At 71.6% G+C, this 25,434-nt stretch carries 18 protein-coding genes; 12 read left to right on the forward strand and 6 right to left on the reverse strand.

Annotation, left to right across the window (positions count from 1 at the left end; genetic code table 11):
* Positions 1-181: 181 nt before the first annotated feature.
* The gene (locus ABZ801_RS14790; protein WP_344945107.1) at positions 182-643 is read right to left on the reverse strand and encodes a universal stress protein; all 462 of its coding nucleotides are present in this window, start codon (positions 641-643) and stop codon (positions 182-184) included.
* 226 nt (positions 644-869) lie between these two features.
* Between ABZ801_RS14790 and metH the strand changes: the two genes are divergently transcribed.
* The 9 genes from metH (at position 870) to ABZ801_RS14835 (ending at position 13,469) form a co-directional block, all read left to right on the forward strand.
* Entirely contained in the window at positions 870-4,349 is a 3,480-nt protein-coding gene (gene metH, locus ABZ801_RS14795) for a methionine synthase (RefSeq protein WP_360697719.1), read from the forward strand.
* Positions 4,350-4,456: 107 nt separating this feature from the next.
* Positions 4,457-5,116: an HAD family phosphatase gene (locus ABZ801_RS14800; protein WP_360697722.1), complete on the forward strand. Its 660-nt coding sequence runs from the start codon at positions 4,457-4,459 to the stop codon at positions 5,114-5,116.
* Between the two features lie 176 nt (positions 5,117-5,292).
* Positions 5,293-5,730 (forward strand): hypothetical protein, encoded by a 438-nt coding sequence (locus tag ABZ801_RS14805; protein ID WP_360697725.1) that lies wholly within the window; start codon positions 5,293-5,295, stop codon positions 5,728-5,730.
* Between the two features lie 496 nt (positions 5,731-6,226).
* Positions 6,227-7,222 (forward strand): ABC transporter permease, encoded by a 996-nt coding sequence (locus tag ABZ801_RS14810; RefSeq protein ID WP_360697728.1) that lies wholly within the window; start codon positions 6,227-6,229, stop codon positions 7,220-7,222.
* A 38-nt stretch (positions 7,223-7,260) separates the two neighbouring features.
* On the forward strand, positions 7,261-9,009 hold the full coding sequence (locus ABZ801_RS14815) for an ABC transporter substrate-binding protein (RefSeq protein WP_360697731.1): 1,749 nt from the start codon (positions 7,261-7,263) through the stop codon (positions 9,007-9,009).
* Between the two features lie 92 nt (positions 9,010-9,101).
* A complete protein-coding gene (locus ABZ801_RS14820) occupies positions 9,102-10,112 on the forward strand; it encodes an ABC transporter permease (protein WP_344945141.1) in 1,011 nt (336 codons plus the stop codon).
* Entirely contained in the window at positions 10,112-11,239 is a 1,128-nt protein-coding gene (locus ABZ801_RS14825) for an ABC transporter ATP-binding protein (RefSeq protein WP_360697735.1), read from the forward strand. Before ABZ801_RS14820 ends, ABZ801_RS14825 begins: the two co-directional genes overlap by 1 nt.
* Before the next feature lie 20 nt (positions 11,240-11,259).
* Positions 11,260-12,384 (forward strand): ABC transporter ATP-binding protein, encoded by a 1,125-nt coding sequence (locus tag ABZ801_RS14830; protein ID WP_344945127.1) that lies wholly within the window; start codon positions 11,260-11,262, stop codon positions 12,382-12,384.
* A gap of 152 nt (positions 12,385-12,536) precedes the next feature.
* The gene (locus tag ABZ801_RS14835; protein WP_360697739.1) at positions 12,537-13,469 is read left to right on the forward strand and encodes an ABC transporter permease; all 933 of its coding nucleotides are present in this window, start codon (positions 12,537-12,539) and stop codon (positions 13,467-13,469) included.
* Between the two features lie 71 nt (positions 13,470-13,540).
* Here the strand turns inward: ABZ801_RS14835 and ABZ801_RS14840 are convergent, their stop codons facing one another.
* The 5 genes from ABZ801_RS14840 to ABZ801_RS14860 all read right to left on the reverse strand — a co-directional run bounded on the left by ABZ801_RS14840 (position 13,541) and on the right by ABZ801_RS14860 (position 20,556).
* On the reverse strand, positions 13,541-16,045 hold the full coding sequence (locus ABZ801_RS14840; protein WP_360697742.1) for an FtsX-like permease family protein: 2,505 nt from the start codon (positions 16,043-16,045) through the stop codon (positions 13,541-13,543).
* Positions 16,042-16,836, reverse strand: coding sequence for an ABC transporter ATP-binding protein (locus ABZ801_RS14845; RefSeq protein ID WP_344958435.1), 795 nt, complete (start codon positions 16,834-16,836; stop codon positions 16,042-16,044). Before ABZ801_RS14845 ends, ABZ801_RS14840 begins: the two co-directional genes overlap by 4 nt.
* Positions 16,837-17,264: 428 nt before the next feature.
* A complete protein-coding gene (locus ABZ801_RS14850) occupies positions 17,265-17,945 on the reverse strand; it encodes a response regulator transcription factor (RefSeq protein ID WP_344958467.1) in 681 nt (226 codons plus the stop codon).
* 183 nt (positions 17,946-18,128) lie between these two features.
* Positions 18,129-19,349: a sensor histidine kinase gene (locus ABZ801_RS14855; protein ID WP_360697745.1), complete on the reverse strand. Its 1,221-nt coding sequence runs from the start codon at positions 19,347-19,349 to the stop codon at positions 18,129-18,131.
* A gap of 169 nt (positions 19,350-19,518) precedes the next feature.
* Entirely contained in the window at positions 19,519-20,556 is a 1,038-nt protein-coding gene (locus tag ABZ801_RS14860) for a PD-(D/E)XK nuclease family protein (RefSeq protein ID WP_360697748.1), read from the reverse strand.
* A gap of 199 nt (positions 20,557-20,755) precedes the next feature.
* Between ABZ801_RS14860 and ABZ801_RS14865 the strand changes: the two genes are divergently transcribed.
* The 3 genes from ABZ801_RS14865 to arc all read left to right on the forward strand — a co-directional run bounded on the left by ABZ801_RS14865 (position 20,756) and on the right by arc (position 25,190).
* A complete protein-coding gene (locus tag ABZ801_RS14865; RefSeq protein ID WP_360697751.1) occupies positions 20,756-21,949 on the forward strand; it encodes a M50 family metallopeptidase in 1,194 nt (397 codons plus the stop codon).
* Positions 21,950-22,049: 100 nt separating this feature from the next.
* A complete protein-coding gene (locus ABZ801_RS14870; RefSeq protein ID WP_360697754.1) occupies positions 22,050-23,057 on the forward strand; it encodes a tRNA (adenine-N1)-methyltransferase in 1,008 nt (335 codons plus the stop codon).
* A 369-nt stretch (positions 23,058-23,426) separates the two neighbouring features.
* Complete coding sequence (gene arc, locus ABZ801_RS14875; protein WP_344958443.1) at positions 23,427-25,190, forward strand: proteasome ATPase; 1,764 nt, start codon at positions 23,427-23,429, stop codon at positions 25,188-25,190.
* Positions 25,191-25,434 lie beyond the last annotated feature (244 nt).

Below are 25,434 nucleotides of genomic sequence, written 5' to 3' on the forward strand. Positions count from 1 at the left end.
GTCACCGAGGGGGCCGTGATTCCCGGGGGGCGGACCCGCTCATGATCGGTGCTGTCAGCCTACGTCCTAGGGGCCTTCTTGCCCCACCGTTGCGGCGCCCCGTTCGCCCCCGGCAGACCCGTGAACGCCTCCACAAGGGAGGGGCCTGCCGCGGGGGTGGGGATTGCCGTGCCGTGACGGCTCATTTGCCTTTCTCGGTGGTGTGGACGATGAGCACGTCGCAGGGGGAGCGGTGGGACAGGTTCGCCGGAACCGACCCCAGGATGCGACCGGCGAGGCTGTTGAGGCCCCGGTTGCCGACGACGACGAGGTCGACGGCGCGGTCCCTGGCCAGGCGGGCCAGCACGTCCACGGGGTCCCCCTCCAGGGCGGCCTGGTCGATGTCGCGGGCGCCCGCGGCGACGGCGCGTTCCCGGGCGGCGCGCAGGGCGTCGTCGGCGGGCGTGGACCCCTGCACCTTGTAGGCCAGGTCGCCCAGGCGGTCGGCGGCGCTGAGCCGCTCGCGCTCGGGCATGGGGCTGTAGGCGGAGGCGAGCAGCAGCGTGGCGCCGGTGGCGGCGGCCAGCTGCGCGGCCCGGTCGACCGCGCGGAACGAGGAGTCGGAGCCGTCGGTGCCGACGAGGATGGTGCGGTACGCGCTCATGCCGCTCCTTACCGATGAGTAGTTCGCAGGGTGGCACGGTATCGGTCGGACGCGCAGCGTCACCACCCCCTCCCGCCGCCCCCGCATCGGCCCCGCATCGCCCTCCCGCCGGCGTCGCGTCGGCGTTCCGTCGGCCGGGCGTCGCCGTCGCGTCGCCGTCCGGGTTCGTGCGGATCCGCGACGGCTCCGGAAGATCGACCGCCGTGCCCGGCTAGGCTGGAGCACCATGAGCACTCCGACACCTCAGTCCCTCCGGCAGGCCCTGCAGCAACGCGTCGTCGTGGCCGACGGGGGCATGGGGACGATGCTCCAGGAGGCGGGCCCCACACTGGACGACTTCCAGGGGCACGAGGGCTGCAACGAGATCCTGAACGTCACCCGGCCGGACATCGTCCGCTCCGTCCACCAGGCCTACTTCGACGCCGGCGTCGACTGCGTGGAGACCAACACCTTCGGCGCCAACCTGGGGAACCTGGGCGAGTACGGCATCACCGAGCGGATCGAGGAGCTGTCGGAGGCCGGCGCCCGCCTGGCCCGCGAGGTCGCCGACGCCCTGTCCACACCCGACCGGCCCCGCTGGGTGATCGGATCGGTCGGCCCCGGCACCAAGCTGCCCACCCTCGGGCACGTGTCGTTCGCCGAGCTGCGCGACGCCTACCAGCGCAACGCCGAGGGGCTGCTGGCCGGCGGCGTGCACGCGATCCTGGTGGAGACCTGCCAGGACCTGCTGCAGGCCAAGGCCGCGCTCATCGGCGCCAAACGCGCCATCGCCGCCGCCGGCACCGACACGGTCCTGGTCGCGCAGGTGACGATCGAGCAGAACGGCGCGATGCTGCTGGGCTCGGAGATCGGCGCCGCGCTGACCGCCCTGGAGCCGCTGGACCTGGACCTGATCGGCCTCAACTGCGCCACCGGCCCGGCCGAGATGAGCGAGCACCTGCGCTACCTGGCCCGGCACGCCCGCATCGGCCTGTCGTGCATGCCCAACGCGGGCCTGCCCGAGCTGACCGCCGACGGCGCCCGCTACCCCCTCACCCCCGCCGAGCTGGCCGACGCGCACGACGCGTTCACCCGCGACTTCGGGCTGTCGCTGGTCGGCGGCTGCTGCGGCACCACCCCCGAGCACCTGCGGCAGGTGGTCGAGCGGGTCCGCGGCCGCGAGATCGCGCAGCGGCGGCCCCGCCCCGAGGCGGGCGCGTCGTCGCTGTACCAGCACGTCCCGTTCCGGCAGGACACCTCCTACCTGGCGATCGGGGAACGTACCAACGCCAACGGCTCCAAGGCCTTCCGCGAGGCCATGCTGGAGGGCCGCTGGGACGACTGCGTCAAGATCGCCCGCGACCAGGCCCGCGACGGCGCCCACATGCTGGACCTGTGCGTCGACTACGTCGGCCGCGACGGCGTCGCCGACATGAAGGAGCTGGCCGCGCGGTTCGCCACCGCCGCCACGCTGCCGATCGTGCTGGACTCCACCGAGGTGCCCGTGCTGACGGCGGGCCTGGAGATGCTCGGCGGCCGCGCCGTGGTCAACTCCGTCAGCTTCGAGGACGGCGACGGGCCCGACTCCAAGCTGGCCAGGCTCATGCCGGTGGTCAGGGAGCACGGCGCCGCGATCGTGGTGATGTGCATCGACGAGGAGGGCCAGGCCCGCACCGCGGAGTGGAAGGTCCGCGTCGCCACCCGCATGATCGAGGAGCTCACCGGCAAGTGGGGCATGCGGGTCGGCGACATCATCGTCGACTGCCTGACGTTCACCATCGGCACCGGCACCGAGGAGTCCCGCCGCGACGCCGTCGAGACGATCGAGGCGATCCGCGAGCTCAAGCGCCGCTACCCGGAGGTGCAGACCACCCTCGGGGTGTCGAACGTGTCGTTCGGCCTCAACCCGGCCGCGCGCGTGGTGCTCAACTCGGTGTTCCTGTCCGAGTGCGTCGACGCGGGCCTGGACTCGGCGATCGTGCACGCCTCCAAGATCCTGCCGATGGCGCGGATCGACGAGGAGCAGCGCAAGGTCGCCCTCGACCTGGTCTACGACCGCCGCTCGGACGGCTACGACCCGCTGCACCGGTTCATGGAGCTGTTCGAGGGCGTCGACACCGCCGCGCTGAAGGCCGGCCGCGCCGCCGAGCTGGCCGCGCTGCCGCTGTGGGAGCGGCTCAAGCGCCGCATCATCGACGGGGAGCTGGACGGCCTGAACGCCGACCTGGACGAGGCCCTGACGCAGCGGCCCGCCCTGGAGATCGTCAACGACGTGCTGCTGGACGGCATGAAGGTCGTCGGCGAGCTGTTCGGCTCCGGGCAGATGCAGCTTCCGTTCGTGCTGCAGTCGGCGGAGGTGATGAAGACCGCCGTCGCCTACCTGGAACCGCACATGGACAAGGTGGAGGGCGACGGCTCCAAGGGCCGCATCGTGCTGGCCACCGTCAAGGGCGACGTGCACGACATCGGCAAGAACCTGGTCGACATCATCCTGTCCAACAACGGCTACGAGGTGATCAACCTCGGCATCAAGCAGCCGATGTCGGCGATCCTGGAGGCCGCCCGCGACGAGCGCGCCGACGTGATCGGCATGTCCGGGCTGCTGGTGAAGTCGACCGTGGTGATGAAGGAGAACCTGGAGGAGCTCAACTCCCGCGGCCTGGCCGGCAGGTGGCCGGTGCTGCTCGGCGGCGCCGCGCTCACCCGCGCCTACGTCGAGCAGGACCTGGCCGAGCTGTTCGACGGCGAGGTCCGCTACGCCCGCGACGCGTTCGAGGGGCTGCGGCTGATGGACGCGTTCATGGCCGTCAAGCGCGGCGAGGAGGGCGCGCAGCTGCCGCCGCTGCGCGAGCGCAGGGTCCGCAAGGGCGCCACGCTGAAGGTCACCGAACCCGGCGACCTGCCGGCCCGGTCGGACGTGGCCGCCGACAACAAGGTGCCCGAGCCGCCGTTCTGGGGCGACCGCGTCGTCAAGGGCATCCCCATGGCCGACTACGCCGCGTTCCTGGACGAGCGCGCCACCTTCATGGGGCAGTGGGGCCTCAAGCCCGCCCGCGGCGGCGACGGCCCGTCCTACGAGGAGCTGGTGGAGACCGAGGGACGGCCCCGGCTGCGCATGTGGCTGGACCGGATCCAGACCGAGGGCCTGATCGAGGCCGCCGTCGTCTACGGCTACTTCCCGGCCGTGTCCGAGGGCGACGACCTGGTCATCCTCAACGACGACGGCTCCGAACGCGAACGGTTCACCTTCCCGCGCCAGCGCCGCGACCGGCACCTGTGCCTGGCCGACTTCTTCCGCCCGCGCGAGTCCGGCGAGACCGACGTGGCCGCCTTCCAGCTCGTCACCGTCGGGTCGAAGGTCAGCGAGGCCACCGCGGAGCTGTTCGCCAAGAACGCCTACCGCGAGTACCTGGAGCTGCACGGCCTGTCGGTGCAGCTGACCGAGGCGCTGGCCGAGTACTGGCACGCCCGCGTCCGCTCCGAGATCGGGTTCGGCGGGGAGGACCCGGACGACCTGGACGACTTCCTCAAGGTCGGCTACCGCGGCGCCCGCTACTCCTTCGGCTACCCGGCCTGCCCCGACCTGGAGGACCGCGCCAAGGTGGTGCGGCTGCTGCGGCCCGAACGCGTCGGCGTCACCCTGTCGGAGGAGTACCAGCTGGTGCCCGAGCAGGCCACCGACGCCCTGGTCGTCCACCACCCGGAGGCCAAGTACTTCAACACCTGACCCCTGCCGCGCCCCCTTGTGATCTGCGCTACGCGGCGGCCCCGTCCCGGCGCCGATCGCGTACCGTCCGTGGGGAAATGACCGCCACGACGGATCCGAGGGGGCGCGTGAGTACCGACGAGCTGCCGCAGGCCGTGCTGTTCGACATGGACGGGCTGCTGATCGACTCCGAGCGGCTGTGGCTGGAGGTCGAGGAGGAGGTCGTCGCCTGGCTGGGCGGCACGTGGACCAGCGAGGACCAGGAGCGGATGCTGGGCGGCTCGCTGGACAAGGCCGTCCGGTACATGCTGGACCTGACCGGCGCGGACGTGCCGCCCGGCGAGGTGGGCCGGCGGATGCTGGACGGCATGGCCGAGCGGCTCGGCGCGTGCGTGCCGCTGCTGCCGGGCGCCAAGGAGCTGCTGGCCGAGGTCCGCGCCGCGGGGGTGCCGGCCGCGCTGGTGTCCTCCAGCCACCGGCGGCTGATCGAGCCGGTGCTGGACGCGGTCGGCCGCGAGCACTTCGCGGTGACGGTCGCCGGTGACGAGGTGGCGCGCACCAAACCCGACCCCGAGCCGTACCTGACCGCCACGGCCCGGCTGGGCGTCGAGCCGCGCCGCTGCGTGGTGCTGGAGGACTCGCCCAACGGCCTGGCCGCCGCCGAGGCCGCCGGGTGCGTGACGGTCGCGGTGCCCAGCCTGCTGCCGGTGCCGCCCGCGCCGGGCCGCACCGTCGTCGCCTCCCTGACCGAGGTCGACCTGCCGCGCCTGGCCGTCCTGGTCGGCTGACACCGGCTGATACCCGAGGGTGGGAGGCGTCGCGGGGGTCCCGCTCGTTCCCTAGGGGGAGCCTCACGCCGGGGGAGGAGCGCCGGGGGCGCACAACCCTTCGCTGGGAGGAGCGACGTCCGCGCCGGACGTGTGACGATGGGAAGAGCACGGCAGCAGGCACAGAGGGGGCCGGCATGAGCGACACCGTCATCTTCGCGATCAGCCTGGGCGTCACCGCGCTCGGGCTGCTGATCAGCTGGGGCCTCTACCGCCGCCGCGGCGCCGCCTCGGGGCTGCGCGGCGCGGCCTGGTCGCTGGTGCCGCTGGCGGCCGCCATGACCGGCGTGACCGGGTTCCTGGCCGACCTGGCGTTCAGCCCCGCCAAGTGGGCGGGGGTGGCCGTGGCCGGGCTGGCCGTGCTGCTGTACCTGACGTCGGGGGCGATGCTGAGCCGCCGGGGCGGCGCGGGCGGCCGCGCCGTGGAGCGCGGCGGCGCCGCGTCCGCCGCGTCCGGCGGGGCGGCCCCCGCGCCGAAGAGCAAGGGCAGGGCCGTGGAGAAGGCGCGGCCCGCCGGGCTGGACCCGGAGATGGCGGAGATCGAGGAGATCCTCCGCAACCGCGGCATCAAGTAGCAGGGGGCCCGCGCGGCCGCGCCGACGGTGGCGGCCGGGGACGCGGGCGGTGGTCGCGCCGGTGGCGCGGCGACGCCGGCGAACGGCCGGGACGCGATGTCCCGGCCGTTTCTCATGGGTCACGGCAGAGCCGGCGCTCACGCAAGCAACTCCTGTCACGCGGCCCTGACCTGCGCCGAATCGATATCGAATCGGCTTCGGAACGATAAAGCTTGCGGGCCGGAACACCCCCGGTGGCTCCGTCTGCTCGTGACCGAGCGTACGATCTGGGCGGTTTGTCGCTTCCATTGTGCGGATCGCATGTGCCCCAGATGACGACGAGATCACAAGTCAGAAACGGGTACTGGCAGACACGGGTTCGCGGGATGGACAGTCGTGGCCGAAGGACTAGGTTTCCCTCAGCAAAACACGGCGTAACGGGCATGCGGTGCGGAGACCCCGCCCTCGCGGCGCGTGCGCCGGCGGCGACGTGGCCGAACGGTAGGAGGTACGCAGCGTGACCGCACCGATCGAGGTGTCCGGGGCCGAATCGGCCCAGCCGGACGCCGTCCTCGAGGGGGTCGGGCGCAAGGCCATCCAGGGCCGCTCGCTCGGGCAGATCGCCTGGCTGCGGCTACGGCGCGACAAGGTCGCCATGACCGGCGGCGTGCTGATCATCCTGCTGGTGCTGATGGCGATCTTCGCGCCGCTGCTGGTGAAACTGTTCGGGCACCCGCCCAACGAGTACCACCAGGAGCTCATCGACCCGACGCTGGGCGCCCCCATGAAGCCGATGGGCGGCATGAGCGGCGACTTCCTGCTCGGCCTCGAGCCCACCACCGGCCGCGACCTGTTCAGCCGCATCGTCTACGGGTCGCGCGTGTCCCTGCTGGTCGGCTTCCTGGCCACCGTGGTCGCCGCGGTCATCGGCACCGCCCTCGGCGTCATCGCCGGATACTTCGGCGGCTGGGTCGACGCGGTGATCGCGCGCGTGATGGACGTGTTCCTGGCCTTCCCGCTGCTGCTGTTCTCCATCGCCATCGTCGGCGTGCTGCCCGAGTCGATGCTGGGCCTGAGCGGCAACGGACTGCGGATCGCGATGCTGGTGTTCATCATCGGCTTCTTCAGCTGGCCCTACATCGGCCGGATCGTGCGCGGCCAGACGCTGTCGCTGCGCGAACGCGAGTTCGTCGACGCCGCCCGCTCGATGGGCGCCCGCGCCCCGTACATCATCGTCCGCGAGATCCTGCCGAACCTGGTCGCGCCGATCCTGGTGTACGCCACCCTGATGATCCCCACGAACATCCTGTTCGAGGCGGCGCTGTCGTTCCTGGGCGTCGGCATCGAGCCGCCCACGCCGTCGTGGGGCGGCATGCTGACCACCGCGATCAGCACCTACCAGATCGCGCCCTACTACGTGGTCATCCCCGGTGTCGCGATCTTCGTCACCGTCATGGCCTTCAACGTGTTCGGCGACGGACTGCGCGACGCACTTGACCCCCGGACCCGCTGACCCCCGCGGGGACGACCGTCATAGTTGAAAGGGAGCTCATGAGAAGGCCCAAGGTCCTTGCGACCGCGGCCGCCGGCGCACTGGCGCTCAGCCTGGTGTCGGCGTGCGGAGGCGGCGACGACGAAGGCGGCAGCGCCAGCACCTCGGTCAGCAACGCCGCGATCGGCAAGATCCACAACCCGTCGGACCGCCGCGGCGGCGCCCTGAAGATGGCGACCAGCTCCGACATCGACTCGATCGACCCGGGCGACATGTACTACGCCTGGGCGAACAACTTCGTCCGGCTGTACTCGCGGATGCTGCTGACCTACCCGGCCAAGCCCGGTACCGAGGGCTGGCAGCCGGTCCCGGACCTGGCCGAGGGCCTCGGCCAGGCCAGCGCCGACGGCAAGTCCTGGACCTACAAGCTGAAGAAGGGCCTGAAGTACGAGGACGGCACGGAGATCACGGCGAAGGACATCCGCTACGCCGTGGCCCGTACGTTCGACCGCGGCGTGCTGCGCAACGGTCCGAGCTACTTCTCCACCCTCCTGGACGCCGAGGGGTACAAGGGTCCCTACAAGGACAAGAACCTCGACCACTTCAAGGGCGTCACCACCCCCGACGACTACACCGTCGTCTTCCACCTCAAGAAGCCGTTCGCCGAGTTCAACGAGCTGGTGACCTTCAGCGGCCAGACCGCGCCGGTGCCGCAGAGCAAGGACAAGGGCGAGCGGTACGGCCTGCACCCGGTGTCGTCCGGCCCTTACAAGTGGGAGAAGGACTACGAGCCCGGCAAGGGCGGCACGCTGGTCCGCAACGACCAGTGGGACCAGTCCACCGACCCCAACCGCAAGCAGCTGCCCGACAGCATCCAGCTGGTCGCCGGCATGAACGCCGACGAGCTGGACAACCAGCTGATGTCCGGGCAGATCCACGTGGACCTGCCGGGCACCGGCGTGCAGGAGAACGCCCGCAAGGCGATCCTCACCGACCCCAAGAAGCGTGAGAACGCCGACAACCCGCCCGGCGGCTTCAGCTGGTACAACCCGATCAACACCAAGCTGATCCCGCTGGAGTGCCGCAAGGCGATGGTGTGGGCCGCCAACCGCGACGCGATGTGGCGCGCTTACGGCGGTGACGTCGGCGGCGAGCTGGCCACCTCGATCATGCCGCCGAACATCGAGGGCCGCCAGAAGGGCACCGACCACTACACCAAGGCCGAGAAGGGCTACACCGGCGACGTCGAGCAGGCCAAGCAGGCGCTGCAGCGGTGCGGCAAGCCGAACGGCTTCGAGACCAAGATGGTCTACCGCAGCGACCGGCCGAAGGAGAAGGCCGTCGCCGAGGCGCTGCAGCAGTCGCTGGGCCGCGTCGGCATCAAGCTGAACCTGCAGGGCTACCCGGCCAACACCTACACCAACGACCAGTTCGGCTCGCCGTCCTTCGTGGAGAAGGAGGGCATCGGCGTCGGCACCTACGGCTGGCACGCCGACTGGCCGACCGGCTACGGCTACCTGCAGGCGATCACCGACAAGGACGCGATCGTCGAGTCCGGCAACGCCAACGCGGGCCTGTTCGACAACGCCCAGGTCAACAAGATCTGGGACGACGTGATGAACATCGCCGACCGCAACCAGCGCGCCCAGATGTACAACCAGGTGGATGACATCTTCCGCAAGGAGGCCGGTGCCATCCCCAACGTGTACGCCAAGTCGCTGCTGTACCGCCCGGAGAAGCTGACCAACGTCTTCTTCCACGAGGGCTACGGCATGTACAACTACTCCACGCTCGGCCTGAGCGGCTGAGGCCCCGACACCACTCGCTGAACGAAAGCAGGTGAAGGCGTCGGGCGGCCGCCCGGGTCACGAGCCCGGGCGGCCGCCCACCGCCGCAGACCGTGATCGCATACATCGTTCGCCGGCTCGTGGGCGCGGTCGCGCTGATGGTGGTCATCAGCGCGGTCACCTTCTCCATCTTCTTCCTGCTGCCCCGGCTGGCCGGCACCAGCACCGACGACCTGGCCTCCCGTTTCGCCGGCAAGTCGCCGACGCCCGAGACGGTGCAGGCCATCAAGGAACGGCTCGGGTTCGACGACCCCATCCCGGTGCAGTACGGCCGGTTCCTCAAGGGCGTGGTGGCCGGCGACACCTACGACACCGGCACCGAGAAGATCGACTGCCCGGCGCCGTGCTTCGGGTACTCGTTCCGCACCAGCACGAACGTCACCGACCAGGTCGTCGACCGGATTCCGGTGACGCTGTCGCTGGTGGTGGGGGCGGCGTCGCTGTGGCTGGTGATCGGCGTGTCGATCGGCGTGCTGTCGGCGCTGCGCAAGGGCTCGGTGTTCGACCGGGCCGCGATGCTGGTGGCGCTGGCCGGAGTGTCGTTGCCGATCTTCTTCACCGGTCTGCTGTCGCTGACGTTCATCGTGCACGAGTGGGACCTGCTGCCACCGGTCAGCTACCACTCCTTCCTGGACAACCCGTTCGCCTGGGCGGGTAATCTCATACTCCCGTGGGTGACGTTGGCGTTCCTGTACGCGGCGATGTACGCGCGGATGACGCGGGCGGGCATGCTGGACACCCTGAGCGAGGACTACATCCGCACCGCGCGGGCCAAGGGACTGCCGGAGAAGACGGTCATCACCAAGCACGCGCTGCGCGGCACGCTGACGCCGCTGCTGACGCTGTTCGGCCTGGACATCGGGCTGCTGCTGGGCGGGGCGGTGCTCACCGAACGCACGTTCGGGTTGCACGGCCTGGGCGAGCTGGCGCTGGCCGGCGTGATCGGCAGCGACCTGCCCGTGGTGCTGGGCGTGGTGTCGGTCGCGGCGCTGTTCATCGTCCTGGCGAACCTGGTCGTCGACCTGCTGTACGGGATCGTCGACCCGAGGGTGAGGCACAGCTGATGGCGAAGGGCAAGGACAAGGCCGGCAAGGCCGAGACCGGCACGGCCGGCAAGGGCAAGGACGGCGGGGCCGTCGAGACGGTCGCCGAGACCGCCGGGTCCCGGCCGCCGACGGCGTTCCTCGAGGTGCGCGACCTGCGCATCCACTTCCCGACCGACGACGGCCTGGTCAAGTCGGTGGACGGGCTGTCGTTCCAGCTCGAACGCGGCAAGACCCTGGGCATCGTGGGCGAGTCCGGATCCGGCAAGAGCGTCACCAGCCTGGGCATCCTCGGCCTGCACAACCGGCGCAACGCCCGCGTGTCGGGGGAGATCTGGCTGAACGGCAAGGAACTGGTCGGCGCCTCACCCGACGAGGTGCGCCGGCTCCGCGGCCGCGACATGGCGATGATCTTCCAGGACCCGCTGTCGGCGATGCACCCGTTCTACACGGTGGGCCAGCAGATCGTCGAGGCGTACCGGATCCACAACGCCGTCTCCAAGCAGGTCGCCCGCAAGCACGCCATCGACATGCTCGGCCGCGTCGGCATCCCCCGCCCGGACCGGCGGGTGGACGACTACCCGCACCAGTTCTCCGGCGGCATGCGCCAGCGCGCCATGATCGCGATGGCGCTGTCGTGCGACCCCGAACTGCTGATCGCCGACGAGCCCACCACCGCGCTGGACGTGACGGTGCAGGCGCAGATCCTGGACCTGATCCGCGACCTGCAGCAGGAGTTCAACTCCGCGGTCATCATGATCACCCACGACCTGGGGGTGGTGGCCGAGCTGTCCGACGACATCCTGGTGATGTACGCGGGCCGCTGCGTGGAGTACGCCACCGTCGACGACGCCTTCCACCGGCCGCTGCACCCCTACACGTGGGGCCTGCTGGGGTCGATGCCGCGGCTGGACCGGGCCCGCGCGGAACGGCTCATGCCGATCAAGGGCGCCCCGCCGAGCCTGATCAACGTGCCGCAGGGCTGCGCGTTCAACCCGCGCTGCGCCTACGCCGAGCTGAACGACGGCAAGAGCGAGACGGAACGGCCGGAGCTGCGCGAGGTGGAACCGGGCCACAAGGTCGCCTGCCACCTGCCGCTGAGCAGGCGGCGGGAGATCTGGAACACCGAGATCGCGCCGAAACTGTGACGAGCACGGGTGGGACCACTGTGAGCACCAAGACAACCGCGGCCGAGACCGAGACCGTCACCGAGGGCGAGACCCTGCTGTCGGTGGAGGGGCTCGGCAAGCACTTCCCGGTCACCGCCGGGCTGCTGCGGCGGCAGGTCGGCGCCGTCAAGGCCGTGGACGGGGTGTCGTTCTCGGTCCGCAAGGGCGAGACGCTGGGCCTGGTGGGCGAGTCGGGCTGCGGCAAGACCACCACCGGCCGCATGATCATGCGGCTGCTGGAGCCGAGCTTCGGCTCGATCACCTTCGAGGGCCAGGACATCACCCACATGTCCCAGCGGCAGCTGCGCCCGCTGCGCCGGGACATCCAGATGATCTTCCAGGATCCGTACTCGTCGCTGAACCCGCGGCAGACGGTCGGGTCGATCGTCGGGGCCGCGTTCCGGCTGCAGAAGATCGAGACCGAGCAGGGCGTCAAGAAGGCCGTGCAGGACCTGCTGGAGCTGGTCGGGCTCAACCCCGAGCACTACAACCGCTACCCGCACGAGTTCTCCGGCGGGCAGCGCCAGCGCATCGGCATCGCCCGCACCCTGGCGCTGCGGCCCAAGCTGATCGTGGCCGACGAGCCGGTGTCGGCGTTGGACGTGTCGGTGCAGGCGCAGGTGGTGAACCTGCTGGAGGACCTGCAGGACGAGCTGGACCTGACCTACGTCGTCATCGCGCACGACCTGTCGGTGGTGCGGCACATCTCCGACCGGGTCGCCGTCATGTACCTCGGCAAGATCGTCGAGCTGGCGGACCGCGACGACCTGTACGAGCGGCCGATGCACCCCTACACCAACGCGCTGCTGTCGGCCGTGCCGATCCCCGACCCGGCCAGGCGGGGCGACCGCGAACGCATCCGCCTGCAGGGCGACGTGCCCAGCCCGCTGGACCCGCCGCCGGCCTGCCGCTTCCACACCCGCTGCTGGAAGGCGCAGGACATCTGCAAGCAGATCGAGCCGCCGCTGGTGGAGCTGAGCCCGGGGCACCTGACCGCCTGCCACTTCCCCGAGAACGCCACGGTCAGCGCCACCGACGAGGTCGCCAAGGCCGCCGTCGCCCACAACGGCGCCTCCGCCGCCGACGCCGACACCGCCGCCACCGACGACCAGCCGCCGGCCTGAGCGGCGCCTCCGCGCGGGGCACCGGGCTGACCCGCGTCCTGACACTCCCGGGCGTCGTCGTGTAACGGTCTGGACACTCGACGTGACACGATCCCCTTCGTGCAGCAGATTCGTCCTGGTGACGGATCCGGCTGGACCTGGCGGGAGGGGAGATGCGGGACGCGGGCGTGCTCGCCGTCACGGCCCGGATGCGGGCCGCCTCCGCGCGACGCGCGGCGCCGCGCGGACCGTGGGGCATGGCGCTGGCGCGGCTGCGCCGCGACCGGCCGGCGACGGCGGCGCTGGCCGTGCTGGCGCTGCTGGTCGTGTTCGCCGCCGCGGCGCCGCTGCTGGAACGCTGGACGGGCCACGCCGCCGGCCGCGGCTACCCGGCGACCGGCCTGGACCCCTCGGGGCGGCCGGCGCCGCCGTCGGGGGAGTTCTGGCTCGGCGCCGACGCCCTCGGCCGTGACGTGCTGGTCCGCGCCGCCTACGGCGCCCGCGTGTCGCTGCTGGTGGGGGTGGGCGCGACGGCGCTGGCGACGCTGCTGGGCGTGGCGGCGGGCACGGCCGCGGGCCTGCTGGGCGGCGCCGCCGACACGCTGCTGGGACGCCTCGCCGACATCGTCCTGTCCTTCCCGTACCTGCTGGTCGCGATCGTCGTGGCTACCACGTTCGGCGGGGGGCTGCTGACGACGGTGTGCGTGATCGCGGTGTTCTCCTCGGCGGCGATGGCGCGGGTGGTGCGCGGGGAGGTGCTGGCGATCCGTGAGCAGGAGTACGTGCAGGCGGCGCGGGCGCTCGGCGCCGGCCCCCTGTGGATCATGGCGGTGGAGGTGACGCCGAACCTGGCGGCGCCGGTGACGGCGCTGGCGTCGCTGCAGGTGCCGCAGGCGATCGTGCTGGAGTCCACCCTGACGTTCCTGGGCGCGGGCGCCGACCCGTCCACGCCCAGCTGGGGCGGGATGCTGGCCGAGGCGCAGGACTACTACCAGACGGCGTGGTGGTTCCTGCTGGTGCCGGCCGGGCTGCTGCTGGCCACCACGATCGCGTTCAACGTGCTCGGCGACGCCGTCCACGCCGCCGTCAACCCGCGCCGCGCGTGACCGCGCCCGCATGAGAACGGGCGTCCCGCGCGGCCGCAGCCGCACGGGACGCCCGCCCCCGGGGCGCCGGGTCACTCGGTGGAGATGGCCTTCAGCACGTCCATGCGCCCGGCGCGCCACGCCGGCCACACCGCCGCCACCACCCCGATCACGGCGGCCACCACCACGTACACGGCCAGGGTGCCGACGGGGACGCTCAGCTCGGTCAGCCCCTGGCCTTCGAGGGCCTGCTGCAGCGCCGCGCCGAACACCACGCCGATGGTGATGCCGAGCACCGCCCCGAACACCGCGATGACGATCGACTCCAGCCGGATCATGCGGCGCAGCTGCCGCCGGTTGACGCCGATGGCCCGCAGCAGCCCGATCTCCCGGGTGCGTTCGATCACCGACAGCGCCAGCGTGTTGACCACCCCGACCGCCGCGATGATCACCGACATGACCAGCAGGATGGTCAGGAACGTCACGAACCCGTCGACCTGCTCGGCGGCCTCCTCCTTCAGTCCGCTGCGGTCCTGCACCTTCACGTTCGGGTAGTCGGCCAGGGCGCGTTCCACCGCCTGCCTGGTGGCCGCGTCGGAGTTCGCCGCGTCGATGATGACGCCCTGCACCCTGGGCCGGGCGGTGTGCGCCAGGTACGTCTGCTGCGCCACCACCCGCGAGCCGAGCGACTCGTTCTTGGCGTACACGCCGGCGACCCGCAGCCGCTCGGTCTTCCCGTCGGGGAACTGCACCGGCACGACGCTGCCGACCGTCCACTTGTTGCCGTCGGCGACGTCCTCGTCGACCAGCATCCCGTCGCGGCCCAGCGCCGTCCCGCCGGACACCATCTTCAGGTTCGAGCCCCGCGACAGCGCCGCGGCGTCACCCGCCACGTAGTACTCCCGCTCGCCGCCGAACTTGGCCTGCCCGAGGTAGTACGCCGTGACGGACGTCACCCCCGGCGCCGCGGCGACCTTCCCGGCGACCTCGGTGCCCATACCGCCCGCACCGGTCGGCGACACGATGTAGTCGGCGCTGAACTGCTTGTCGATCTGCGCGTCGACGGACGCGCGCATCGACGACCCCAGCACGTTCACCGCCGTGATCAACGCCAGGCCGATCATGAGGGCCGCGGCGGTGGCGGCGGTGCGCCGCGGGTTGCGCAGCGCGTTCTGCCGCGCCAGCCGGCCCGGCGCGCCCATCAGCCGCGCGAACGGCGCACCCAGCACCCGCACCACCGGCACGCTGATCACCGGGGCGAGCATGGCGACGCCGAGGAACACCAGCAGCGCCCCGACCCCCACCGGGACCGCCGGGTTGCCGCCGCCCCCGGCCAGGCCCAGCCCGATCAGCGCCGCGCCCGCCGCGGTCAGCAGCGACCCCAGCGCCACCCGGATCCGCAGCGACCGCTGCGGCAACGCCACGTCGTCGCGCATCGCCGCCACCGGCGGGATCTTGGCGGCGCGGCGCGCCGGGAAGTACGCCGACACCACGGTCACCACGATCCCCACCGTGTACGACCAGAGCACCGGGGTGGCGGTGAACACCAGGCCGCCGCCGTCCTCACCCATGAACTGGGCGTTGAGCAGCGCCGCCAGCCCGGCGCCCGCCGCCAGGCCCAGCGTCGACCCGACCACGCCGACCGCGACGGCCTCACCGACCACCGCGCGGGTGATCTGCGGGCGGGCCGCGCCGATCGCGCGCAGCAGCGCCAGCTCCCGGGTGCGCTGGGCGACCAGCATGGAGAAGGTGTTGAAGATGATGAACGCCCCGACGAAGATCGAGATCAGTGCGAACACCAGCAGGAACGTGCGGAAGAAATCCATGAACCCCGCGACGTCGCTCTTGGCGTCCTCACGCAGCTGGGTGCCGGTGACCGCCTCGACCCCGGCGGGCAGCACCCGCGCGACCCGGTCGCGCAGCTCGGCCTCGCCGGGCCCCGACGAGCCCATCTGGATGTCGGTGAAGTAGCCGGGGCGGCCCAGCAGCCGTTGCGCGGTGGGGGTGTCGAACGCGGTGATGGTCGCGCCCATCATGCCGCCGGCGTCGAACATCCCGACCAGCCGCATCCGCTGCGGCGGCCCCTGCGTGGCGATCTTGACGGTGTCGCCGAGGCGCAGCCCGGCCTTGTCGGCGGTACCGGAGTCCAGCACGACCTCACCGGGACCGCGGGGCGCACGCCCGGAGGTCAGGTCGTAGTCGCCGCCGGGCACCCAGTTCACGCCCAGCTGCGGCGGCCCCTGGCTCTCCGCGCCGACGATCTTGCCGTCGCGGCCGACGACGGCGGCGTACCCGGTGACGTTGCCGGTGACGTCCTTGACGCCGTCCACCTTGCGCAGCGTCTCCACCAGCGACGCGGGCACCGGCGGGGACCCCGACCCGTCGTCCATGGGGTCGTCGACGGCCTTCTTGGCCCGCACGTCCACGGCCACGTTCTTGCCGATGCCGTTGAACAGGTCGTCGAACTGCTTGTTCATCGTGTCGGTGAAGATCAGCGTGCCGGACACGAACGCCACGCCGAGGATCACCGCGACGGCGGTGAGCACCAGGCGGATCTTGTGCGCCGCCAGATTGCGGAGGGTGACCCGTGCCATCATCGGGCGGCCACTCCCGGCAGCTCGAAGCCCTTCATCCGCTCCAGCACCCGCTCGGCGGTGGGCTCGGTCATGGTGTCGACGATCCGCCCGTCCTGCAGGAACAGCACCTGGTCGGCGTAGGCGGCGGCGGACGGGTCGTGGGTGACCATCACGATCGTCTGGCCCATCGAGGTCACCGACTCGCGCAGGAACGACAGCACCTCCGCCCCGGACCGCGAGTCCAGGTTCCCGGTCGGCTCGTCCGCGAAGATGATCTCCGGCCGGGACGCCAGCGCGCGGGCGCACGCCACCCGCTGCTGCTGCCCGCCCGACAGCTGGTTGGGACGGTGCTTCAGCCGCGGCCGCAGCCCCACGGTGTCGATCACCTTGTCCAGCCACTCGCGGTCCGGCCGGCGCCCGGCGATGTCCATCGGCAGGGTGATGTTCTCCAGCGCGGTCAGCGTCGGCACCAGGTTGAACGCCTGGAAGATGAACCCGACCTTGTCGCGGCGCAGCCGGGTCAGCTGCTTGTCGCGCAGCCGGGTCAGCTCCACGTCGCCGATGTAGACCTGCCCGGAGTCGACCGAGTCCAGGCCCGCCATGCAGTGCATCAGGGTGGACTTGCCGGAACCCGACGGACCCATGATCGCGGTGAACCGGCCGCGGGGGATGCCGACGGTCACCGCGTCCAGGGCGATGACCTCGGCGTCGCCGGAGCCGTAGACCTTGGCGATCTGCTGTGCCCGTGCGGCGAAGTCGCCCGCCCCGGGCGCGTCGAACGCGTCGGCGGTCGGTGGGGCGGTGTTCGTCACGTGAACTCCCCTGTCTGAAAGGTGGAACGCGGAATCGGAAGGAACGGAAGGGCGGACACCGAGCCGGACCGGCTCGGCGGCGGCGTCGAACTCCCCCATCGATCGCCGTCACAAGAACAGTAGATGCCGCGAGTGACCGAAAAATGAGTCTCAGGCAGGGAATCGGTGCTCCGCCCCCGGCAGGAGGACTCCACCCCCGATCGTCCTACCGGAGTAGGGGAGCCCCGGCCACAGGACAGGGACCGCTCAGGGCGCACCTCAGGGTGACCGCCGGGGACGACCGGGCCGACCTGCGGCGACACCCCCGCACGACCCGCCCCCACAAGGGCGGACGACCCCGCCCGAACCAACGCCGGAGGCCCGCCCGAACCCCCGGCACGAACCGCCCCGCGGCCTCACCGCCGCCGGGGCCGCGCTCGGAGCCGCGCTCAGTTCTGCCCGGGACGGCTCAACCCCGTCTCATAGGCGTACACCACCGCCTGCACCCGGTCCCGCAGCCCCAGCTTCGCCAGCACGTTCCCCACATGCGTCTTCACCGTGGTCTCACTGACCACCAGCTCCGCGGCGATCTCGGCGTTCGACAACCCCCGCGCCACGTGCGTCAGCACCTCACGCTCCCGCTCGGTCAGCGTGTCCAGCCCCGGCGGCGGCGCCGCGTCGTGCACCGCCGGCAGCCGCGTCGCGAACTTGTCCAGCAGCCGCCGCGTCACGCTCGGCGCCACGATCGCGTCACCCGCCGCCACGATCCGGATCGCCTGCACCAGATCCTCCGGCGGCGAGTCCTTCAGCAGGAACCCGCTGGCCCCCGCCCGCACCGCCTCGATCACATACTCGTCCAGGTCGAACGTCGTCAGGATCAGCACCTTCGGATCATGCGAGGCCGCGCCGTCGCGCACGATCCGCCGGGTCGCCTCGATCCCGTTCGTCCCCGGCATGCGGATGTCCATCAGCACCACGTCCGGCAGCAGCGACCGGGTCAGCTCCACCGCCGCGGCGCCGTCCCCCGCCTCACCCACCACCGCGATGTCGGCCTCCGCCTCCAGGATGAGCCGGAACCCCGTCCGCAGCAGCGGCTGGTCGTCCACCAGCAGCACCCGCACCGCGCTCATGACCTCGCCCCGACCCTGCGTCCCGCGTGCCGGCTCCGGCTCATCCACCCGCTCCTCGCCTCGCCGCCCGGCGCGCTCAGCACCGGGCCCCTGCACCGTCCCCCGGCCACGACCACGCGGCCGCCCGAGGCCGTCCGATGGCTGACATGGGGGGACGCCGTCCCCGCCACGCCGCCGACCAATCTACGCCTTCAGTGGAAACCGGGCCCGCACCCCGAAACCGCCCCCGACCCGCGGCCCGATCCGCAGCTCACCGCCGTACAACGCGACCCGCTCGTACATCCCGACCAGACCGTGCCCCGGTTCGTCCCGGTTGTCGGCCATGATCGTAGCGGTGCCGCGCCCGTCGTCCTCGATCTCCACGGTCAGGTCCTCATCGGTGTAGTACAGCCGCACCCACGCGCGCGCCTGCGCCCCGGCATGCTTGAGGGTATTGGTCAGCGCCTCCTGGATCAGCCGGAACGCCGCCACGTCCACCCCCGGCGACAGCGTCCGCGCCTCACCCTCGATCCACAGCTGCACCGACAGGCCCGTCTCCCGCACGTTGTCCAGCAGCTCACCCAGATCGCCCAGACCCGGCTGCGGCACCAGCTCCCGGCCCTCCTGCTCACCGTCCCGCTCGGTCCGCAACACCCCCACGATCCGGCGCATCTCGCTCAACGCGGTGCGCCCCACCTCCTCGATCGTGGTCATCGCCTCCCGCGCGCTGCCCGGATCACGATCCAGAATCCGCCGCGCCGCACCCGCCTGCACCGTCATCACGCTGACATGGTGCGCCACCACGTCGTGCAGCTCCCGCGCGATCCGCGACCGCTCCTCCACCCGCGCCGCCCGCGCGTCGTTGCCGCGCACCCGCTCCAGCCGCGCCGCCCGGTCCTCCAGCTCGGCGTAGTACGCCCGCCGCACCCGCAGGTTGCGGCCCAGCACCCACACCCCGACCAGCAGCCCGTTGTCCGTCAGGTACGTCAGCAACCCCAGATCGACCGGATAGCTGATCAGCAACCCGTTGAACACCACCAGCGCCAGCAACCCGCCCAGGCAGCTGCGGGCCAAAGCCCGATGCGCCGCCACGCTGTACACGCCGATCAGGAACGCCACCACGTCCGGCACGCTCGGCCGGTAGTGCCCCAGCCCCAGCCACACCTGCACCGCCGACATGAAGCACAGCGTCGTCAGCGGATGCGTCCGCCGGAACGTCAACGCCATCGCCGCCGCCGCGACCAGGACCAGCTGCAACGCGTCCGGCCCCGCGAACGCGTCGCTCAGCTCCGGCGGCAGCCGCTCGACGTACAACTGCGGCAACCCCGCCGCCAGCAGAACGACCGCCAGCAGCGCGTCGGCCGCCTGCGGACGCGCCTGCAGCCAGGCACGACAGCTGCGAAGTCCACGGATGCGGGGTGACACGACTCTCACCCTAGGAGCCCGCGCCCGCCGCCGAGCCATCCTGAACGCGGATTCGCCGTCCTCCCCAAGGATGAACCGCCCACCTCACCCACCGCATACGGCACACCACCACTGCCACTGACCCCGACACGCGGCGCCCGCCGCACCCACCCGGCCGGCAGGCCCCGCGTCACAGATCGCCGTGCTCGCGCAGCGACGACTCCAGGTCCGCGGGGGAGGGACGGCCCACCGGCGCCGTCGGCAGCGGCGGGGGAGTACCACCGAACTCCGGGCAGCGCACCTTGTGGTCGCACCAGTCGCACAGACGGCTCGGCCGGTGCCGCCACTCACCGGTGTCCATCGCCCGCCGGATCGCCTGCCACAACGCCTCGACCTTGCGCTGGGTCGCCCGCAGATCCGCCTCGTCCGGCGCGTACCGCAGGATCTCACCGTTGCCCAGATACATCAGCTGCAGCAACCGAGGCACCCGGCCCTGCAGCCGCCACAGCACCAGCGCGTAGAACTTCATCTGGAACAGCGCCCGCGCCTCGAAGTCGGCACGCGGCGCCGTGCCGGTCTTGTAGTCGACGATGCGGACGTCACCCGACGGCGCCACGTCCACCCGGTCGATGAACCCGCGCAGCCGCAGTCCCGACTCCAGCACCGTCTCCACGAACACCTCGCGTTCGGCCGGCTCCAGCCGCCGCGGATCCTCCAGCGTGAAGTACCGCTCGACCATGCGGCGCGCCTGCTCCAACCAGACCGCCTCGCTCTCACCCGCCGCCCCACCGGACGCCCCACCGGACGCGTCGGCGGACGGGGCAGCGGACGGATCGGCGGGCGCGTCGCCGTCGCCGGCCGACGCCGCGGCACGGAACAACTCCGCCAGCTCCGGCTCCTCGGCCACCAGCCGCTCCCACTGCGGCACCAGCATGTCCACCGCGGCCTGCACCGTACGGGCCTCGGTGGGCAGGTCGAACAGCTTCTCCAGCACCGCGTGCACCAGCGTCCCCCGCACCTGCGCCGGACTCGGCCGCTCCGGAATCCGGTCGATCACCCGGAACCGGTACAGCAGCGGACACGTCATGAAGTCACCCGCCCGCGACGGCGACAGCGAACCCACCACCGCCACGTCCCCGCCCGCCTCCCGGTCGGGCGCGCGCCGCGGCGCCGGCGGAACCCCGGAAGTCTGCGAGCTGGCTGAGCGATCGGCCTCGGCGGTCGTCATAGCCCAGAGCGTAGGGGACGCCCCCGACGAAATCCCGCACCCCCGGCGGCCTCACCCACCGCCGCGCCCGCGCCACCCGGCCACACCCGCCCACCGCCCCCGCACGTCACACCCCCGCCCCCACCGGACCCTCCCCGGCACCCGCACCCCCGGCCGCCTGGCACGCAATCGGCGCCGCGAGGGCCGTAGCATCGAGAACGTGGCAGACAGCGCACCCCAGACCGAGGGCAAGACCGACACCGGCGACACCGCGGGCCCCGGCGGCGGCCGCCGCGACGCCGGCCCCGGCCTCTTCATCGGACGCCTGTTCGGCGTGCCGGTGTTCGTCTCGCCCAGCTGGTTCCTGGTGGCCATCGTCGTCACCATCATGTTCGAAGGCCAGGTCAACGGCGTCGTCTCCCGCCCCGCCAGCTTCGCCGTCGCCTTCACCTACGCCGTGCTGCTGTACGGCTCGGTGTTCGTCCACGAACTCAGCCACGCTGTCACCGCCCTGCGTCTCGGCCTGCCCGTCCGCCACGTCACCCTGCACATCCTCGGCGGCGAGACCTCCATCGAACGCGAGGCCCCCACACCCGGCCGCGAGTTCCTCATCGCCTTCGCCGGCCCCCTCGTCAACCTCGTACTGGCCGGACTCGGCGTGCTGGCGCACCTGCTGCTGCCCCTGCCGCCCGTCGGGCTGCTGCTCGTCGACGCCCTCACCTTCGCCAACCTGCTCGTCGGCCTGTTCAACCTGCTGCCCGGCCTGCCGCTGGACGGCGGCCGCCTCGTCCGCGCCGCCGTGTGGAAGTTCACCGGCCGCTCCCGCAACGGCGCCGTCTTCGCCGGCTGGGTCGGCCGCGGCGTCGCCGTGCTGTGCCTGCTCGCCGGCGCGTTCATCGCCACCTACCGCATCGACGGCACCGGCGGCGCGGGCTTCGGCTGGCTCGGCCTGCTGTGGTCGGCCCTCATCGCCTCCTTCATCTGGGTCGGCGCCGGCCAGGCCATCCGCGCTGAACGCGTCCGCGACCGCATCCCCCTGCTCGACGCCCGCCGCCTGGCCCGCCGCGCCACCCTCGTCACCGCCGAGACCCCCGTCTCCGAAGCCGTCCGCCGCGCCCACCACGACCACTCCGGCGCCCTCGTCGTCGTCGACGGTGACGGCCGCCCCCGCGGCCTGGTCAACGAGAAGGCCGTGCAGGCCACCCCCGAACAACGCCGCCCCTGGATCTCCATCGGCGACCTGTCCCGCGGCCTGGAACCCGACCTCACCCTGCCCGCCGACCTCACCGGCGAGGACCTCATCGCCGCGCTGCGCCGCGCCCCCGCCTCCGAATACCTGCTCCTCGACACCGACGGACACGTCTACGGCGTCCTGGTCGCCGCGGACGTCGACCGCGCCTTCGCCGGAGTCTGAAACACACCCCCACCGAGACCGCCCCCGCCCGCCCCCTACCGCCCTTCCCGCGCCTTCCGCGTGGCCTGAGCGGACCCCGCACACCGATAACCTGACCACCATGAGCGAACCCACGCCGAACGGCGCAGACGGCGTCAACGGCCCCGACGGCCCGGCCACCGGCCGCGTCCCCCACGGACCCTTCCGCCCCGGCGACCAGGTTCAGCTCACCGACCCCAAAGGCCGCGTCAACACCATCACCCTCCAGACCGGCAAGCAATACCACTCCCACAAGGGCGCCATCGCCCACGACGACATCATCGGCAGCCCCGAAGGCACCGTCTTCCGCAGCACCGGCGGCACCGAATACCTCGCCTTCCGCCCCCTGCTCGCCGACTTCGCCCTGCGCATGCCCCGCGGCGCCGCCGTCGTCTACCCCAAGGACGCCGCCCAGATCGTCGCCATGGCCGACATCTTCCCCGGCGCCCGCGTCGTCGAGGCCGGCGCCGGCTCCGGCGCCCTCACCTGCTTCCTGCTGCGCGCCGTCGGCGAACACGGCCTGGTGTCCTCCTACGAACGCCGCCCCGACTTCGCCGACATCGCCCGCGCCAACGTCGAACGGTTCTTCGGCGGTCCCCACCCCGCCTGGCGCCTCACCGTCGGCGCCCTCGAGGACGCCCTCACCGAAACCGAGGTCGACCGCGTCGTCCTCGACATGCTCGCCCCCTGGGAATGCCTGGACGCCGTCGCCAAGGCCCTCATCCCCGGAGGCCTGGTCTGCGTCTACATCGCCACCACCACCCAGATGTCCCGCGTGGTGGAGGACCTGCGCGCCCACGGCTCGTTCGCCGAGCCCTACGCCTTCGAGACGCTGCTGCGGTCCTGGCACGTCGACGGCCTGGCCGTCCGCCCCGACCACCGCATGGTCGGGCACACCGGCTTCCTGGTGACCGCCCGCCGTCTCGCCGAGGGCGTCACCCCCCCGATGCGCCGCCGCCGCCCGGCCAAGGGCGCCCACCCCGCCCCGGCCCCCGAGACGCCCTCGACCCCCGGGACGCGCCCCGCCGAAGAGCCCGCCGCGGGCACCGGCGAAACCGCCCCACCGGCCCCCGACACCCCCGAGTCCTAGATCACAGTTCGGAAATCCCGAACGATCCCCACCACCCCCGCGACCCCGCCTCCACCCCCCACGGCAACGCCACGGCCACCTGCGGGCATGGACGTAACAACGAATTCACACACCAAACGCAACCCCCCGCCCACCCCCAGAACCGCCCCCCACGCCCCCGCCACCCGGGAATCCCACCCCCCGCGACCGGCGTTTCTCCTGCGTATTCGCACAAACATCGGCATTCTGGGACCCGGTTCACGCGCCGTTCCCACGCCGCCACACCGCGGCGGGCACGACACGAGTACCGAAAGGGCAGGTTACGGAAGCCCGCCAGATAGGTAGGGTCTCAGTAGGTCGTCGGCTCTCTTCGTGAGGAGGTGACGGGGCGTGGCCGCTCGAGACGATGCTGGGGCGCGCAGGGCGCAGCACGACAAGGAGGTCAGGGACCTCCAGACGCAGGTGTCCTTCCTGGAGGAGGAGATCTCCGTGCTGCGCCGCAAGCTCGCGGAATCCCCGCGCCAGGTTCGGGTTCTTGAAGAACGACTCCATGAGGCACAGGCCAACCTGGCCGCCGTGACGGGGCAGAACGAACGCCTCGTCGCGACCCTCAAGGAGGCCCGCGAGCAGATCGTGGCGCTCAAGGAGGAGGTCGACAGGCTCGCACAGCCACCATCCGGATTCGGCGTCTTCCTCGACGCCCGCGACGATGGAACGGTCGACATCTTCACCGGCGGACGCAAGCTGCGCGTCAACGTCAGCCCCGCCGTGGACGTCGAGAAGCTGCAGCGCGGCCAGGAGGTCATGCTCAACGAGGCCCTCAACGTCGTCGAGGCCCTCGAATTCGAAGACCAAGGCGAAGTCGTCATGCTCAAGGAGCTGTTCGACGACGGCGAACGCGCCCTGGTCATCGCCCACGCGGACGAGGAACGCGTCGTCAAGCTCGCCGAACCGCTCCGCGGCGTCCCGCTGCGCGCCGGCGACTCCCTCATGCTCGAACCGCGCTCCGGATACGCCTACGAAAAGATCCACAAGGCCGAGGTCGAAGAACTCGTCCTGGAAGAGGTCCCCGACATCTCCTACCACGAGATCGGCGGGCTGGCCTCCCAGATCGAGATGATCCGCGACGCCATCGAACTGCCCTACCTGCACGCGGACCTGTTCCGCGAACACCACCTGCGCCCGCCCAAGGGCGTGCTGCTGTACGGCCCGCCCGGCTGCGGCAAGACCCTCATCGCCAAGGCCGTCGCCAACTCCCTGGCCAAGCAGGTCGCCGAGAAGACCGGCCAGGAGGGCAAGAGCTTCTTCCTCAACATCAAGGGCCCAGAGCTGCTCAACAAGTACGTCGGCGAGACCGAACGCCACATCCGCCTGGTCTTCCAGCGGGCCCGCGAGAAGGCCTCCGCCGGCACCCCCGTCATCGTCTTCTTCGACGAGATGGACTCCATCTTCCGCACCCGCGGCTCCGGCGTGTCCTCCGACGTCGAGAACACCATCGTCCCGCAGCTCCTCAGCGAGATCGACGGCGTCGAAGGCCTCGAGAACGTCATCGTCATCGGCGCCTCCAACCGCGAGGACATGATCGACCCGGCGATCCTGCGGCCCGGCCGCCTCGACGTCAAGATCAAGATCGAGCGGCCCGACGCCGAAGCCGCCAAGGACATCTTCTCCAAGTACATCCGCGCCGAACTGCCGCTGCACCCCGACGACCTCGCCGAGCACGGCGGCAGCCCCGAGGCCACCGTCGACGCCATGATCCAGCGCGTCGTCGAGCGCATGTACGCCGAAAGCGAGGAGAACCGCTTCCTCGAGGTCACCTACGCCAACGGCGACAAGGAAGTCCTCTACTTCAAGGACTTCAACTCCGGCGCCATGATCCAGAACATCGTCGACCGCGCCAAGAAGATGGCCATCAAGCAGTTCCTCGACACCGGCCAGAAGGGCCTGCGCGTCACCCACCTCCTCGCCGCCTGCGTCGACGAGTTCAGCGAGAACGAGGACCTGCCCAACACCACCAACCCCGACGACTGGGCCCGCATCTCCGGCAAGAAGGGCGAGCGGATCGTCTACATCCGCACCCTCGTGTCCGGCAAGCAGGGCGCCGAAGCCGGCCGGTCCATCGACACCGTCGCCAACACCGGCCAGTACCTGTAAGACGGCCGGCCCCTCCGGAGGCACACGGCCACAACCGATCACGACGACCCGCCGCGGCGGCCACCCTCACCCGGGTGGCCGCCGCGCCACGTTCCCACCCCCTCGCCAGGCACCACGCCACCCCACCGGCCCGCCACGCGGCCCACACCACGACCGGCACGGCCACCCCGCCCCACCACCCGGCCGATCACCCCCGCGCAGCCGTACTCCCCACCATGACCACCACTGCCACACCCCACACCAC

The sequence above is a fragment of the Actinomadura sp. NPDC047616 genome (genome assembly GCF_040642915.1).
Taxonomy (GTDB): domain Bacteria; phylum Actinomycetota; class Actinomycetes; order Streptosporangiales; family Streptosporangiaceae; genus Spirillospora; species Spirillospora miaoliensis.